This window comes from Streptococcus halichoeri (genome assembly GCF_009870755.1).
Lineage (GTDB): Bacteria > Bacillota > Bacilli > Lactobacillales > Streptococcaceae > Streptococcus > Streptococcus halichoeri.
On the sequence record NZ_WLZU01000026.1, the window covers coordinates 15,675 to 28,995 of the forward strand.

13 protein-coding genes, 1 tRNA gene and 1 pseudogene are annotated in these 13,321 nt (G+C 41.0%); 7 read left to right on the top strand and 8 right to left on the bottom strand.

The window, feature by feature from the left end; genetic code table 11:
* Positions 1-252: 252 nt before the first annotated feature.
* From GWD08_RS07065 to GWD08_RS07075, 3 genes are read left to right on the top strand one after another with little or no spacing between them, the layout of a single operon-like run.
* On the top strand, positions 253-804 hold the full coding sequence (locus GWD08_RS07065; protein ID WP_159564940.1) for a GNAT family N-acetyltransferase: 552 nt from the start codon (positions 253-255) through the stop codon (positions 802-804).
* Positions 805-819: 15 nt separating this feature from the next.
* Positions 820-1,317 carry a methylated-DNA--[protein]-cysteine S-methyltransferase gene (locus tag GWD08_RS07070; RefSeq protein ID WP_159564942.1) on the top strand — a complete coding sequence of 166 codons (498 nt, stop codon included), beginning with the start codon at positions 820-822 and terminating at the stop codon, positions 1,315-1,317.
* Positions 1,314-1,679 carry an arsenate reductase family protein gene (locus tag GWD08_RS07075; protein WP_159544999.1) on the top strand — a complete coding sequence of 122 codons (366 nt, stop codon included), beginning with the start codon at positions 1,314-1,316 and terminating at the stop codon, positions 1,677-1,679. The genes GWD08_RS07070 and GWD08_RS07075 overlap by 4 nt, the downstream gene beginning before the upstream one ends.
* A gap of 55 nt (positions 1,680-1,734) precedes the next feature.
* On the opposite strand, the gene GWD08_RS07080 is transcribed toward GWD08_RS07075, so the two are convergent.
* From GWD08_RS07080 to GWD08_RS07090, 3 genes are all read right to left on the bottom strand, one after another.
* The gene (locus GWD08_RS07080; protein WP_159564944.1) at positions 1,735-2,145 is read right to left on the bottom strand and encodes a VOC family protein; all 411 of its coding nucleotides are present in this window, start codon (positions 2,143-2,145) and stop codon (positions 1,735-1,737) included.
* A 2-nt stretch (positions 2,146-2,147) separates the two neighbouring features.
* Positions 2,148-2,516: a VOC family protein gene (locus GWD08_RS07085; RefSeq protein ID WP_244295511.1), complete on the bottom strand. Its 369-nt coding sequence runs from the start codon at positions 2,514-2,516 to the stop codon at positions 2,148-2,150.
* 173 nt (positions 2,517-2,689) lie between these two features.
* Positions 2,690-3,523, bottom strand: a complete 834-nt coding sequence (locus GWD08_RS07090) for an exodeoxyribonuclease III (protein WP_159545003.1) — start codon at positions 3,521-3,523, stop codon at positions 2,690-2,692.
* A gap of 186 nt (positions 3,524-3,709) precedes the next feature.
* On the opposite strand from GWD08_RS07090, the gene GWD08_RS07095 reads away from it, so the two are divergent.
* The 4 genes from GWD08_RS07095 (at position 3,710) to aphA (ending at position 9,678) form a co-directional block, all read left to right on the top strand.
* A tRNA-Ser gene (locus tag GWD08_RS07095) sits at positions 3,710-3,799 on the top strand.
* 575 nt (positions 3,800-4,374) lie between these two features.
* Positions 4,375-6,381 carry a methionine--tRNA ligase gene (gene metG / locus GWD08_RS07100; RefSeq protein ID WP_159564946.1) on the top strand — a complete coding sequence of 669 codons (2,007 nt, stop codon included), beginning with the start codon at positions 4,375-4,377 and terminating at the stop codon, positions 6,379-6,381.
* Positions 6,382-6,582: 201 nt separating this feature from the next.
* Complete coding sequence (locus GWD08_RS07105) at positions 6,583-8,250, top strand: phosphatidylglycerol lysyltransferase domain-containing protein (protein WP_159564948.1); 1,668 nt, start codon at positions 6,583-6,585, stop codon at positions 8,248-8,250.
* 696 nt (positions 8,251-8,946) lie between these two features.
* The gene (aphA, locus tag GWD08_RS07110) at positions 8,947-9,678 is read left to right on the top strand and encodes an acid phosphatase AphA (RefSeq protein ID WP_159547841.1); all 732 of its coding nucleotides are present in this window, start codon (positions 8,947-8,949) and stop codon (positions 9,676-9,678) included.
* 343 nt (positions 9,679-10,021) lie between these two features.
* Here the strand turns inward: aphA and GWD08_RS07115 are convergent, their stop codons facing one another.
* The 5 genes and pseudogenes from GWD08_RS07115 to GWD08_RS07135 all read right to left on the bottom strand — a co-directional run bounded on the left by GWD08_RS07115 (position 10,022) and on the right by GWD08_RS07135 (position 13,140).
* On the bottom strand, positions 10,022-11,242 hold the full coding sequence (locus tag GWD08_RS07115; protein WP_159564950.1) for an IS110 family RNA-guided transposase: 1,221 nt from the start codon (positions 11,240-11,242) through the stop codon (positions 10,022-10,024).
* Between the two features lie 294 nt (positions 11,243-11,536).
* Positions 11,537-11,842 carry a bacteriocin immunity protein gene (locus tag GWD08_RS07120; RefSeq protein ID WP_159564952.1) on the bottom strand — a complete coding sequence of 102 codons (306 nt, stop codon included), beginning with the start codon at positions 11,840-11,842 and terminating at the stop codon, positions 11,537-11,539.
* On the bottom strand, positions 11,839-12,180 hold the full coding sequence (locus GWD08_RS07125; protein WP_159564954.1) for a hypothetical protein: 342 nt from the start codon (positions 12,178-12,180) through the stop codon (positions 11,839-11,841). Before GWD08_RS07125 ends, GWD08_RS07120 begins: the two co-directional genes overlap by 4 nt.
* Positions 12,181-12,465: 285 nt before the next feature.
* Positions 12,466-12,918 carry a type II toxin-antitoxin system HicB family antitoxin gene (locus GWD08_RS07130; RefSeq protein WP_159564956.1) on the bottom strand — a complete coding sequence of 151 codons (453 nt, stop codon included), beginning with the start codon at positions 12,916-12,918 and terminating at the stop codon, positions 12,466-12,468.
* A 41-nt stretch (positions 12,919-12,959) separates the two neighbouring features.
* Positions 12,960-13,140, bottom strand: a pseudogene (locus GWD08_RS07135) (type II toxin-antitoxin system HicA family toxin).
* Positions 13,141-13,321 lie beyond the last annotated feature (181 nt).

A 13,321-nucleotide genomic window follows, 5' to 3' on the forward strand; every position in this document is an offset into this window, starting at 1 on the left:
TTAGCGATTGCTAATCTTCTTTCATTATAGCATGAAATCAAATACCTTACTATGTGGTTAAGAATGTTTTGTCAAATTGTTTGGCCTTTGCTATACTTAAAGAAAATAGGCTGGTGCAGCAAAAAAAGCTGTACAGCATCAGCAATCAGCACAAGTAAACTAAGCTTGCTTAGTGCTTTAGATTTACTGCTGGATTGTTCGATTGAGTGCAACAGATAAGCGCAATAGCAAAAGCTAAGGAGGGATTATACCATGGACATTCGATTAGCCTTTCCCAACGAAATTAACCAAATCCTGCCGCTTTTTGAACAGGCTAAGCGTCAGATGGCGGCTTATGGTAGTGACCAGTGGCAGGATGCCTATCCTGACTATCAAGTGATAAGCAATGACATTTTGCAAGGGCAGGCCTATCTTGCTTGCCAAGCAGGCGAGATTATCGGCTATGTAGCGGTTGTGCAAGGCGGCGAGGAAGCCTATGAAGCCATCTATGAGGGACAGTGGCTGACTCAAACGAAAGATTATGTAGTCTTTCATCGATTAGTCTTGAGCCAGCAATGGCAAGGTCAGGGTTTAGCACAGATTTTTTTGCAAGGAATGATGGAGGGGCTGGCTCAAACAGACTTTCGCTGTGATACGCATGAAAAGAACCGTGCCATGCAAGGCCTACTAGAAAAACTCGGCTTTACCTATTGTGGCAAGATTCCCTTGGCGGGTGAGCGCTTAGCTTACCAGCTGCTCACAGATGGACAAGCTAAAGCTCCGATTCAATACCTTGATGAAGAAGCTTCTTATCCTTATTCATGACTGAGGTGTACAGAGATGACCTATTATCAAACCATCTACACCTCCCCAATCGGGGAGATTTTCTTGCTGGCCTCGTGTCGTCAGCTGTTGGGAGCTTGTTTTTGCGATCAAACGGACAGTTTCAGCCGATTTTTTGATCTCAGTCAAACAAATCAAACCGAGACTTCTGTGTTAGTCAAAGCCCAGTGGTGGTTGGATGCTTATTTTCAAGGGGAGAAGCCTGAACTACCTGATTACTTGGCGCTACGGGGAACCCCTTTTCAAAATACTGTTTGGCAGGCTTTGCAGTCTATCCCCTATGGGCAGACGCAGACTTATGGACAAATCGCTAAAAAGCTGAACTGTCGTTCTGCGCAAGCCATTGGCGCAGCCCTGGGGCGTAACCCCCTCTTACTCTTTCTTCCTTGTCATCGTGTCTTAGGAAGGAATCATCAGCTAACCGGCTATGCTGGTGGCCTTGAACGTAAGGCCTGGCTCTTAGACCATGAACAAAACAGATTGGAGACTCTATGATTACCTTTTATGAATACCCTAAATGCTCGACCTGTCAACGAGCTAAAGCTGAATTACAAAGCTTATTAGCTCAAGACCAATGGCAGGCCATTGACATCAAAGCAAGGCCCCCAAGAGCAGAACAATTAATTCAGTGGATGAACCAAGGAAAGTTCACGCTTAAGCAATTTTTTAATACTAGTGGCAATAGCTATCGCCAATTAGGTTTAAAAGATAAGATTGATGATTTGACCATTGAGCAAGCCAGCAAGCTCCTGGCTTTAGATGGTATGTTAATTAAACGACCCCTCTTAGTGCAAGGTGACACCCTATTACAGATCGGCTATCGCTCGCCCTATCAGGCCTTACCTCTAACCGACTAAAAAGCCCTGCCTGCTCACCCATTGATTATATGGGGGAATAGGCGGGCCTTTTATATTAAAGTTCGGTGCTGATTTGCCAAAATATACCAAATTTATCAATCAGATTAGCATAGGCGGGGCTCCAAAAGGTTTCTTGCAGAGGAAGGGCAATGGATTTTGCATCAACTGCCAATTTGTCATAGCGTTTTTGTGCCTCCTCTACGCTATCCACTATAATAGCAGCAGACATATTTGTCCCCGGACGGTAGCTATTATCGGGATTTTCATCAGATAGCTGAAGAATAATGCCATCAAAAGCCAATTGAGCATTTAGTACTAATTGTGCTCGATCCTTAGGACAATCAGGGATTTGGTCTTGCCACAAGGTCAGGCTGAGCAACTCAGCATCAAAGACTTCTTGGTAGAAGCGAACGGCTTCTTGACCATTGCCATCAGTAATAAGATATACGTTTAGTGCTTTGACCATTTTTAGTTTTCCTTCTTTGTTGGCGCTTGGCGAACAGCAATATAGTGATTTTCAGTATCGACAAAGGTGAAGTGAACCATGCCTTGGAAGTCCATGATTGGATTAGTTTTAACGCCAGCTTTAGTTAGCTTAGCGTGCGTACTTTGTAAATCATCGGTTTCTAACAAAACCGAAGGAAAACCTAAGTTTAGCTCAGGGTTTTGAGCAGCAACTAGCTGTTGATCGTGAATCCCAAAACTAAAGCTAGCATCCAAGCTTGGTGCGATTTGGTAGGAACGCGTCTCTCCCATTGGAGTTTCCTCAATCAATAGGAAGCCAACTTTTTGGCACCAAAAGTCGGCTGCAGCTTTTGGATCTTTCATATAAAGCATGGTTGTTTATTTTTGAATCATATGTTTCTCCGATACACTTTAGTATGAGACCTTATTATAGCTTGCTGGTCATTCTTTTTCAATTGCTTTGCTTGCCTATCCTTTACCCCCTTGGAGATGACTGCTCAAGCCCTACTGCAAAAACTTAGCCCAGCTTTTACAATCGTTTTGCATCAGCAAGATAACTCAATTTCTAGGACAATGGGAGTATGATCTTGGCGTGTGCCTGAATGAATCATTTCTGATTTGGTTACGAGATCAGCAAGGCGATTGGAGACCAACCAATAATCAATCCGCCAGCCTGCATTATTGATTTTGCTTGTTTTACTTCGCTGTGCCCACCAAGAGTAGACATCTGGGACATCACCGTGAATCAGCCGAAAGGTATCAGTGAAGCCGCGATCTAAAAGGCTAGTAAAGCCTGCGCGCTCTTCGTCTGTAAAACCAGGTGAGCGGCGGTTGCTGGCTGGGTGGGCCAGGTCAATTTCTTTGTGGGCAACATTGTAGTCGCCAGTGGCCAAAACGGGCTTTTTCTGGTCCAGCTCAGCTAGGTAAGTAGCATACTTTTCATCCCAAACTTGCCGTTCTGCTAGACGCCGTAAGCCATCACCGGCATTTGGCGTATAGACTTGAGTGACATAGCAATTGGCAAATTCTAAAGTGATAATGCGCCCTTCGGCGTCCATGGTGCTAGGGGCACCGATTTCTGGAAAGCTAACGATGGGATTAAGCTCTTTTTTGTAAAGAAACATGGTTCCGGCATAGCCTTTGCGAGCTGGTTCCACCGATGAGCGAAAGACGTGATGGTAGTTGGGGAAGTAAGTCAAGATAATCTCAAGGTGTTTTTTGGTTGGTCCTTTGGCGGATAACTTGGTTTCTTGAATAGCGATAATGTCAGCATCTTCAGCGACCAAGGTTTCAATGACAGCGCGTGAGAGCATAGCGCGTGGCGAATCACTAGTTAAGGCGGCATTTAGGGAATCAATATTCCAGGAGATGAGTTTCATAAATTGCGTCTCTTTCTTTTCATTTGTTTTATTCATTTTAACAAAAATTACCTAAACAAGCGACCGTTCACGCTTTTGCGCGTGGGTAACGGCTGTTTTTCTTCTTTTAGATTACTCTTTAGTATCGTCTAAGCTGGAAAAGCTTTGCTATTTTGCCTAATTGATGGTATAGTATGCTTAACCATTGGAGGATTACCCAAGTCTGGCTTAAGGGAACGGCCTCGAAAACCGTCAGGCGTGTAACAGCGCGCGTGGGTTCAAATCCCATGTCCTCCGTTTATCCTATTGGTGCATCAAGGTTTTAAAGGTGTTCACCCGTTTTTTACCTTATTTTTCTATTAAAATGGGCCCAAAAAACGAGCCATTTAATGCTTGTTTCTCATACATGATTTGCCTCACGCTCAGAGTCGCCAGATTTGAGCGTGAGGCTTTTTTATTTAAAGAAGTTATTGACGTTTGTGTATTGAGTCTGCATAAGTCTAGTTTGTAAAGCTTTAACTTCCCCAGTTTGTATGTTTTTTAAGACTTCCTTTGTTTTTTTCGAATAATAAGTTGAGCTGGTATTTGATTAGGTGAAAGAGTGATGAGAAGGATTTAGATGATAAGACGGAAGGTTAAATGAGCTAAGGAGCAAAAAACAACCGCATCGATTATTTAAATAGAGTCAACAAGCTAAGTCGTGGCTAAAAGTTGATTGGAGCCTACCGTTCTCCTTAAACCCACTTACGCTCATCTGACACTGTCGTCAAAAGTAGTGACAGGTTTATTTCTGCTTGGTGCCTGTTTAATTTGTGTTATAATGAAAAGTAACGAAAAAACACCTTTCATTAGGGTGGCTTATAGGAGAAAGCATGACAGACAAACATTTCTACATTACCACACCGATTTATTATCCTTCAGGTAAGTTACACATTGGCTCTGCTTATACCACAATAGCCTGTGACGTTTTGGCTCGTTACAAGCGGATGATGGGCTTTGATGTTCACTATTTAACGGGGCTTGATGAGCACGGGCAAAAAATCCAGCAAAAGGCTAAAGCAGCTGGGATTACCCCACAAGCCTATGTTGATGATATGGCCAAGGGTGTCAAGGAACTGTGGCAGCTTTTGGACATTTCTTATGACCAGTTTATCCGTACAACAGATGCTTACCATGAGACGGCAGTTGCCAAGATTTTTGATCAATTGCTAGCGCAAGGCGATATTTATTTAGGTGAGTACACCGGTTGGTACTCAGTACCTGACGAAGAATTCTTCACAGAGAGCCAATTGGCTGAGGTCTATCGCGATGAAAATGGCAAGATGATCGGTGGTATCGCTCCGTCTGGTCATGAGGTAGAACAGGTCTCTGAAGCATCTTACTTCTTTCGTATGAGCAAATACGCTGACCGTCTTAAAGCCTATTATGCCGAACACCCAGAGTTTATTCAGCCTGATGGGCGCATGACTGAAATGCTCAAGAACTTTATTGAACCTGGTTTGGAAGATTTGGCAGTGTCTCGTACTACCTTTAGTTGGGGAGTCAAGGTGCCAAGTGACCCCAAACACGTGGTCTATGTCTGGATTGATGCCCTCTCTAACTATATCACAGCTCTAGGCTATGGCAATCAGCTGGAAAATAAGATGGGCCGCTTCTGGGGCAATGATGAGCAACACGAAGTGGTGCAAATGCTTGGAAAGGATATTTTACGTTTTCACTCAATCTATTGGCCCATCATGCTGATGGCGCTAGATTTACCGCTGCCAACCCGACTAGTTGCCCACGGTTGGTTTGTGATGCAAGATGGGAAAATGTCAAAATCAAAAGGCAATGTCGTTTACCCAGAAATGCTGGTTGAGCGTTTTGGTCTTGATGCACTACGTTATTACCTGATGCGTTCACTACCAGTTGGTTCAGATGGAACGTTCACACCAGAAGACTATGTCGGCCGGATTAATTACGAATTAGCAAACGACCTTGGTAATCTCTTAAATCGAACCATCGCCATGATTAATAAATACTTTGATGGTCAAGTGCCTGATTTTGCCAGTGCGACTGAGTTTGATGCTGATTTAGCAGCTGTGGTGGCTGATAGTATCACCACTTACCATAAACAAATGCAGGCTGTTGATTACCCGCGTGCGCTTGAAGCGGTATGGCATATTATTGCACGTACCAACAAATACATTGATGAAACAGCACCTTGGGTTCTTGCCAAGGACGCAGCTGATCGCGACAAATTAGCGGCAGTTATGGCTCACTTAGCAGCGAGTCTGCGAGTCGTAGCGCATCTGATTCAACCATTCATGATGGAAACTTCTAACGCTATCATGACGCAATTGGGTCTGGGCGACCAATTTTCCATGGAACACCTTGAGCTAGCAGGTCTGCCTAGTGGCATTCAGGTTGTTGCTAAGGGAAGGCCCATTTTCCCACGTCTGGACATGGAACAAGAAATTACCTATATCAAGGAACAAATGCATGCAGGCACGGCACCGGAGGCTAAAGCATGGCTTCCTGAGGAAGTGGAATTGACGTCTAGTAAGGAGGAAATCTCGTTTGAGACCTTTGATGCCGTAGAAATTCGAGTAGCTGAAGTTATTGAAGTGGCGAAAGTAGAAGGGTCTAATAAATTGCTGCGCTTTCGGTTGGATGCAGGTGATGCAGACCATCGTCAAATCCTATCAGGAATTGCTAAGTTCTATCCCAATGAACAAGAATTGGTTGGCCAAAAAGTGCAGATTGTAGCCAATCTCAAACCACGTAAAATGATGAAAAAATACATTAGTCAAGGAATGATTCTCTCTGCTGAGCATGAGGGCAAATTGACAGTGTTAACAGTTGATCCTTCGGTACCAAATGGTGCTATTATTGGTTAGGTATTAGCTTTTGTGAACCTAAATCTGATGTGGAGGAGAAGTGTTTTTTACTCCCCATTCTGACTTATTTTAACCTTGTTGGGAGCAGGAGTAGGCTAAGCCCTTAAAGTATTAAGCTTAGAGCGCCTGTTCCCTTTTGGTATTTAAGGTTCTACAGTTAGGCTATTTCATGAAAAAAAGACATATTTTGAAAGGAGGCCTATGCCTTTTTTACAGCATCTTGGGAAATTTATCACTACTAAAAAGGTAATCTTAAAGGATATGCTCACCACCTTGAGTTTTTACCTGATGATTGGACTTTTTTATGTCTCGGGTATCCTTTTGGTCCTGATGATTACTAGTCATGATTCGATTATTAATTTGCCACTCATCAAAGACAAATTGTATGGTTTGGCCAGTATGGCTCTCATCCGCCAGGTTCCCAGCTTAATGCTTGGTTTTTCCTTACTGGTCTGTGGGCGTGCGATTGCTAACCGGGTCAGGCAGGCTTTTTATCCGACTTTGGTGTTTTTAGCCCTCGCGCTGCTTTATACGATTTTTTTCTATCGATCCAGCTTTCCCTCTTATCTTCTAGGTTTTTTAATGGTTGCTTTGTGGATTAGCCGTCATCATCTTTATCGTCAACAATTTATTATTAGTCATGAAGAGGGTTTTCTTGATGGAGCAATTTGGCTTTTTTTACTAGCATCCTATGTTATTTTAGGTTATACCAATTTAGTTGATCCGCGTCGTGTGCCCAGGGTTTCCTTGGAAAAGCATTTTTCTGTACCTTCGTTTCATTGGTGGTTGACGGGTTTTCTCACCTTATTTTTGATTGTTGTGGTAGTTGTGGTGTTTTTGACGATCCTTAAGCGCCAGCGCCACCAGATTGGTTCAGTTTTTGACGCCGAGCGTTATCAAGCCCTCTGTGCCTTGGGTGACCATCATTACACTGGCTTAGCCTATCTTGGAGATAAGCGTATCTGGTATTACCAAGTCAATGGTCAAGATAAGCTTGGCTTACAATTTAAACCTTACAAGGAATTTCTTCTAGTTATGGGGGACTTTATTGGCGATAAAGCATACCTAGAAGAAGGCCTGATGGCTTTTATGACTGAGGCTGATCTGTATCATTTTCGCCCAGTTTTTTATGAAATTCCAGAAAAGACAGTGCTTGCTGTGCATGATTTTGGTTTTGATTTTATGAAATTGGGTGAAGAAGGTTTGGTCAAACCAGAAGAATTCAGTATTTCAGGTAAAAAACGGCAAAATTTACGTTCCGTCGTCAATCAAGTTGACAAGTCCGGCCACCAATTTACGATCACTGCACCACCTCATTCAGCTGACTTGCTAGCTGAACTAGAAGAAGTGTCGACTGACTGGCTCAATGGCCGCAGAGAGATGGGCTTTTCCTTGGGCTATTTTAGCGCCAACTACCTAGCCCATGCTGACTTAGCCCTCATTCGTTCGCAGCAGGGTAAATTAGTAGCCTTTGCTAGCCTAGAAACATCTCAGAGCGAACAATCCTTATTGGTAGACTTGATGCGATATGCTCATGATGCGCCCAAGGGAATCATGGATGTGCTGTTCATCAAGATCATCCAGTATGCCAAAGAACAGGGCTTAGAGTGGTTTAATATGGGAATGAGCCCCTTAGCCAATGTCGGCAACTATCGATTTAGTTTTGTAACAGAGCGGATGGGCTACCTCCTTTATCAGCTTGGTTCGCAAATATATTCATTTGAGGGGTTGCGCCACTATAAGGCCAAATTTGCCAAGACCTGGGAACCCTACTATATTGCCTATTCCAAGCATTCTAACTTTTTTGTCGTTGTCCTAGCTCTGATGAAGGCTTCCTATGACCTTATGGAAAATCGCTCACGCAAGTAGGACAATCCTTGTGGCTAACCTTATTAGCCCTAGCCAACCTTGGCAAGGAGCTAGCAAATAGCCAAAGGCAAAAAAATTAGCAAGAGCTGCTCGAGTCATCTCCCGCATAGTCTATTGTATCCAACTACAGTATAACTATTCTAAAGGGAGATGTTGTGCACAAAAAAGCCTTACTTTCGTGGTCCTTCATTAGGGCTGCTGCTCGAAAAGGCATAAAATCTCAAAATGTAGCCTCAGCCTGTAAAACCATACAGTTGGCTTTGAAATTCCAAATGAAATAAATGCTTAGAAAGCTTGTTACAACAGAACTTTCTAGGCATTTTTGCATTTTCTAAACCAAGCAAGAAAAACCAAGAACCAATCCGCCAAAATGGTGGCCATCTTGTACAGGAAGAGCAAGGGGCTGGCAAGCTCACATCTTAGAAGAGGCTAGCTTGCCCAGTTGCTCTAAAAAGAATTAGAGCTCTGCCATTGACATAACAAGTAGAGATAAGGGTGCTGCCGTTATACCGATGTTCGTGGGAGTTTGTTAGAGGAGGTAAAAAAAGTCGGTGTGACAGTGCCCGTTGTCTGGTTTTTGCGCAAAGCCTTTGGTCCTCTGAATGATTAAAATAAAAAAAGAAAGACATAAAAGTTATTTGAAAACAATTTACAAATGACGCCTGGCATTGTAAAATAAAAGAGGAGGACTTCATAATGAAAAAATATGTTTTAGCCAGTTTTTTAATGGCTTCTTTATTGGCCACAGCCAGTGGTAGTGTCCAAGCAAGTGGGCCTAAAGTGGCTTATCAGCAAAAAGGTGTGACCGAGCTATCAAAAGAAGCTCCGGTTGATTATGTCACCATTGAAAGCATTGAAAAAAGCTTAGAAGGTAAAGGAAAAATTACAGTCAGCTTTGATATTGATGATACGCTTTTATTTAGCAGTCAATACTTCCAATATGGGAAAACCTATATGACCCCTGGAAGCTTTGATTTCTTACACCAGCAAAAATTCTGGGATTTTGTGGCCAAACGTGGTGACCAAGACTCAATCCCTAAGACTTATGCTAAATCCCTAATTGCGATGCACCAAAAACGTGGCGATAAGATTGTTTTTATTACTGGTCGTACTAGAGGATCAATGTATAAAAAAGGCCAAATTGATAAAACTGCCAAGTCTCTAGCGAAAGTCTTTGACTTGAAAAAGCCAATCCCAGTCAACTATACGGGTGATAAAGCCATTAAGCCTTACAAATATGATAAGAGCTATTACATTCATAAAAATCATTCGCAAATTCACTATGGTGACAGCGATGATGATGTGCATGCTGCAAGAGAAGCTGGCGCAAGACCTATTAGAATTTTGCGCGCACCAAATTCAACCAATCTTCCATTGCCACAAGCAGGCGGCTATAAAGAAGAAGTCTTAAAAGATTCAGCTTATTAATATCAGACCAGCTGCCGCTCCAAAGTCGCTTTTAAGCGATCATTTGCCAAACAAAAAGAACTCAAACTGCATGAAGGCTCGACTTTTCAAAGGAGACTTTCATGCAGTTTTGTTGTCTTTGCATTGCCCTAACTAGTGATATAACAACGTTTCTAGAGTTTTGCTAGCATTTTAACAATCCTTAGATATTCCTTCAAAGTCCACAAAAAATTCCACATTTTGACACTAAAACCTGCTAACAAAAGTCAAGGTGTTTTTTCACTTTGACTTTTGTTTTTTGTGCATGACAAAAAAGCTGATTAAAATCAATAAAATCAGCTAGGTAATTTGTTTTATTTGAAGTTTATGCTGCTTTTCTTTGCTCCGTTCTCAACTTTGCTTGCATGACTTTTGCATAATAGATTCGCAGAAATTTATTCAAACCTGCAAATTTACATACTTTCCTTGGCTTTCCTTCTTTTTCTTTCTTTATCATGTATAAGTAAATCTCATTGTCTTGATTTTTCGCACTCATCATGCATTTCATTGCCTGGTAGCCGACTTTTCTCAGGATTGAATTTCCTCTTTTTGATATTTTTCGTTGGGTGGCTTTGAAGTTCCCTGATTCATAGGGCGGGGCATCTATTCCAACAAAGGATATTAGGCATTTCTTATTCCTGAACTTGCTTAAATCTCCAAATTCCGCCGTTATTTGAACGGCTAATTTATCGGATATTCCTGAAAATTTTTTTGCTTCTTGATATTCTTCTAATGGCTCGGCAAGTTCGATCATTTGTGATAATATATGATGTAAGCTTTGGTTAATTCCTTTAACCAGCTTAATGCTCTCTTGTACGTCCGCTTCTATATATGGGCTGTTAGAGGGTTGAGTGGAGATACCTTCCTGAGCAAGGCTATAGATGGACTTAGCCTTTTGTGTATTCGGATGGTATCTCTTTTCTTTTGCCCAGATTTGATATTTTTTTACAAATTCTTCTTCTGATAGTTCTAGAACCTTATCCTTATGCCACCATTTTTCAAGAAAGTCTAGTAACTTGTCTTTCGAAAAGTCTTGTGAGCCGTGCGGAATTAATTTTTTTATGCCAGGAAATGTTTGGTCAATGATATGGTCAATAAAATTGATTTGACAGACCCTTAGTTCCATGTAGTGTTGATAAGAACGGTTTAAATGCTTTAGTTCTTGGTAGTTTGTATTATCTAGATTGTAATTTTCTAGGGTGTCCCAGTAGATTAAACCGTATTCGGCTATCTGTTTGGCATCAAGCCGATCATTTTTAGCTTTTCTAAAACTTATTGATCGACAGAATTGCTTCATCTTTAGGGGGTTTACTACGCTTACAAAGTATCCATTTGCCTTTAAGGTATATAAAATGGGCAGATGGTATTTACCTGTGGCTTCCATAACAATTCTTACATCTGTTACATCTGCCATTCGTCTGAGAAATTTTTCAATTTCAGATTTGGAATTCATTACATCATATGATTTCCAAATCACTTTATTTCCTTGCTCTAATGCACATGCGGTGAATTTTTCTTTAGTAATATCAATGCCAATAGAAATCATCCCTTGTTCTCCTCATTATTATTTGTAGTTTCTACCTGCACCCATTTCCATTCATTTTAGCTCGTTACGCGGACTTTTTGTCCAACCTGCTTAATCGAATACTGATAATGAATCGGTAGATGACAGTTTTTGTGACGGATATCTATAATCCAAAAAGAGCCTCGTCATACTACCTTTTCATTATATAAAAATAGTGCAAGTAAGAGTTTCCTCTTTCTTACACTATTTATGGTACTAAAAGGGCTCTATCATCTCCAGAGTGGCGTTACCAGCTACAGAAATGATAGAGTCTTTTTATTTTATTTGTGTTAAGGATAATGCTAACATTTGTAAAAATGCCAGCTTTCCTCTTTCTTTATGAGGCTCTTTAGCTATTTGTTGAGCAAAGTCAATGATAGGTTTTGGCGCTTCATAATTATGAGTAATTAAGTACCAAGAAATATGATTGCTTAATCTTGCTAAAGCATCTCTTTCGTTGTTTTCTAATGCTTTATAAGTTGTTAGGAAAATATTTTTTAATTCAGGATTATCTTTAATTGAATCAGAGTTTATTAGTAATTCAATGTGTTTCAACCATTCTGTTCTTTCATTGCTTTTCATTGTGGGATAATAACTCCAAATCCTAGACATGGAGCCCATGGTCCATGGTTAATCCAGCTGTTAACGACAACTCTAGCTGTTTGAGATCTAATTGCGTCTAAATCTGGTCTATATTGGGCACGGCCATTTTTATTGACACAAATTGCAGTACCAATTCTCACTGCTTTAGTACTAGCATGTGCTTGATGACCTACTAATGTTGCCCCTAGAAGTAATGATAATACAAAAAACTTAGATAATTTTTTCTTCATTTTGGGTTCCCCAACAAATTTCATAAAAATGCTTTTTATAAATGACATTAATATAAAAAATATAAAACTTTTATGTTGTAAAATCAATATGTTTTTATCAAATTTTCACAAAGTATACTAATTAAAAACTGGGCTACTATGAATGTAATGCCCCCCTTTTTTTAGGTGCCAAATGCCAAAATAGGGTAAAAATACTATCTATCCTTAGAGCGACAAGGAGTTATGAGTTGCTCTCTAAAAATGAAAAATCGTCTCAGAAGTCGCAAAAATTGGGTTTAAGTGAGCAAAAAAACAGAACCATCCCACCTCCTACCGCAGAAAATATCTGTTTCAAGGAGGTTAGAAGGGTTCTATTACTAATCATAAATCGGATTAAGCGTGGATTTTCTTGTCCGCAATAGCGTCTGTTAGTGTCTGGGAGAAATTCAAACCTAATTCACGCCCTAAAGTATCTGCCCAACGTGGAATAGTTAGGGTTTTCTTGATAGGTTCTTGACTACCAAGATATTTGGCAACGTCAACCATAACCAACGAGACGAAAGATTTATTGGGGTCATAGGTTAATTGAAAATCCGCATCCTCGCCAAAAGGGTTGTTATCAATCAAAGAAAGGGAATTAATGTCTGATGGTTTAGGAATATTGCGACCGTTCTCGATATAATCAGCTAAGTTAATGCCTAGCCAATCGCTAGCCATTGCCATAGCGTCTACCATATCCTCACCTTGAGTTGCTGAATGCTCAAAATCTGGGAAAGTCACAAAGTAAGGGGCGTTAGCTCCGTCTGTATCGTCATAGTAAAATAAAGCTGGATAAGTGACAAGCATAGTTTTCCCTCCAAAATCAAAGACAAGCGGGGGACTTGTCTTTATAACAGGCCTGCTTGCTTTTTGATACCCCGTTCAGTGTATTTGTTAATGTCACCGTGGGGAATGGTTATAGGCCACTCGCCTGCTTTTTCAAGCTTAACGTGTGACCCGTTACCTTCTTTGGTCTTTGTCCAACCATTGGCGGTAAGAAGTTTAACCATTTTTTTGTGTCATAGGTATAGCGCTTTTACTTCCTGACAAGCTTATTATATGATACGTATAACACGTATTCAAGAAATAATAACATTCTGATTAGATTTTTTTAGCGCCCCGTCCCTGTAAAATTCCGCAAATTCAAGTAAAGCTCTTTTCTTAGTCTCATAATACCAGCTTGAACTTTTTGGTTCCAGCTCTTTTATGA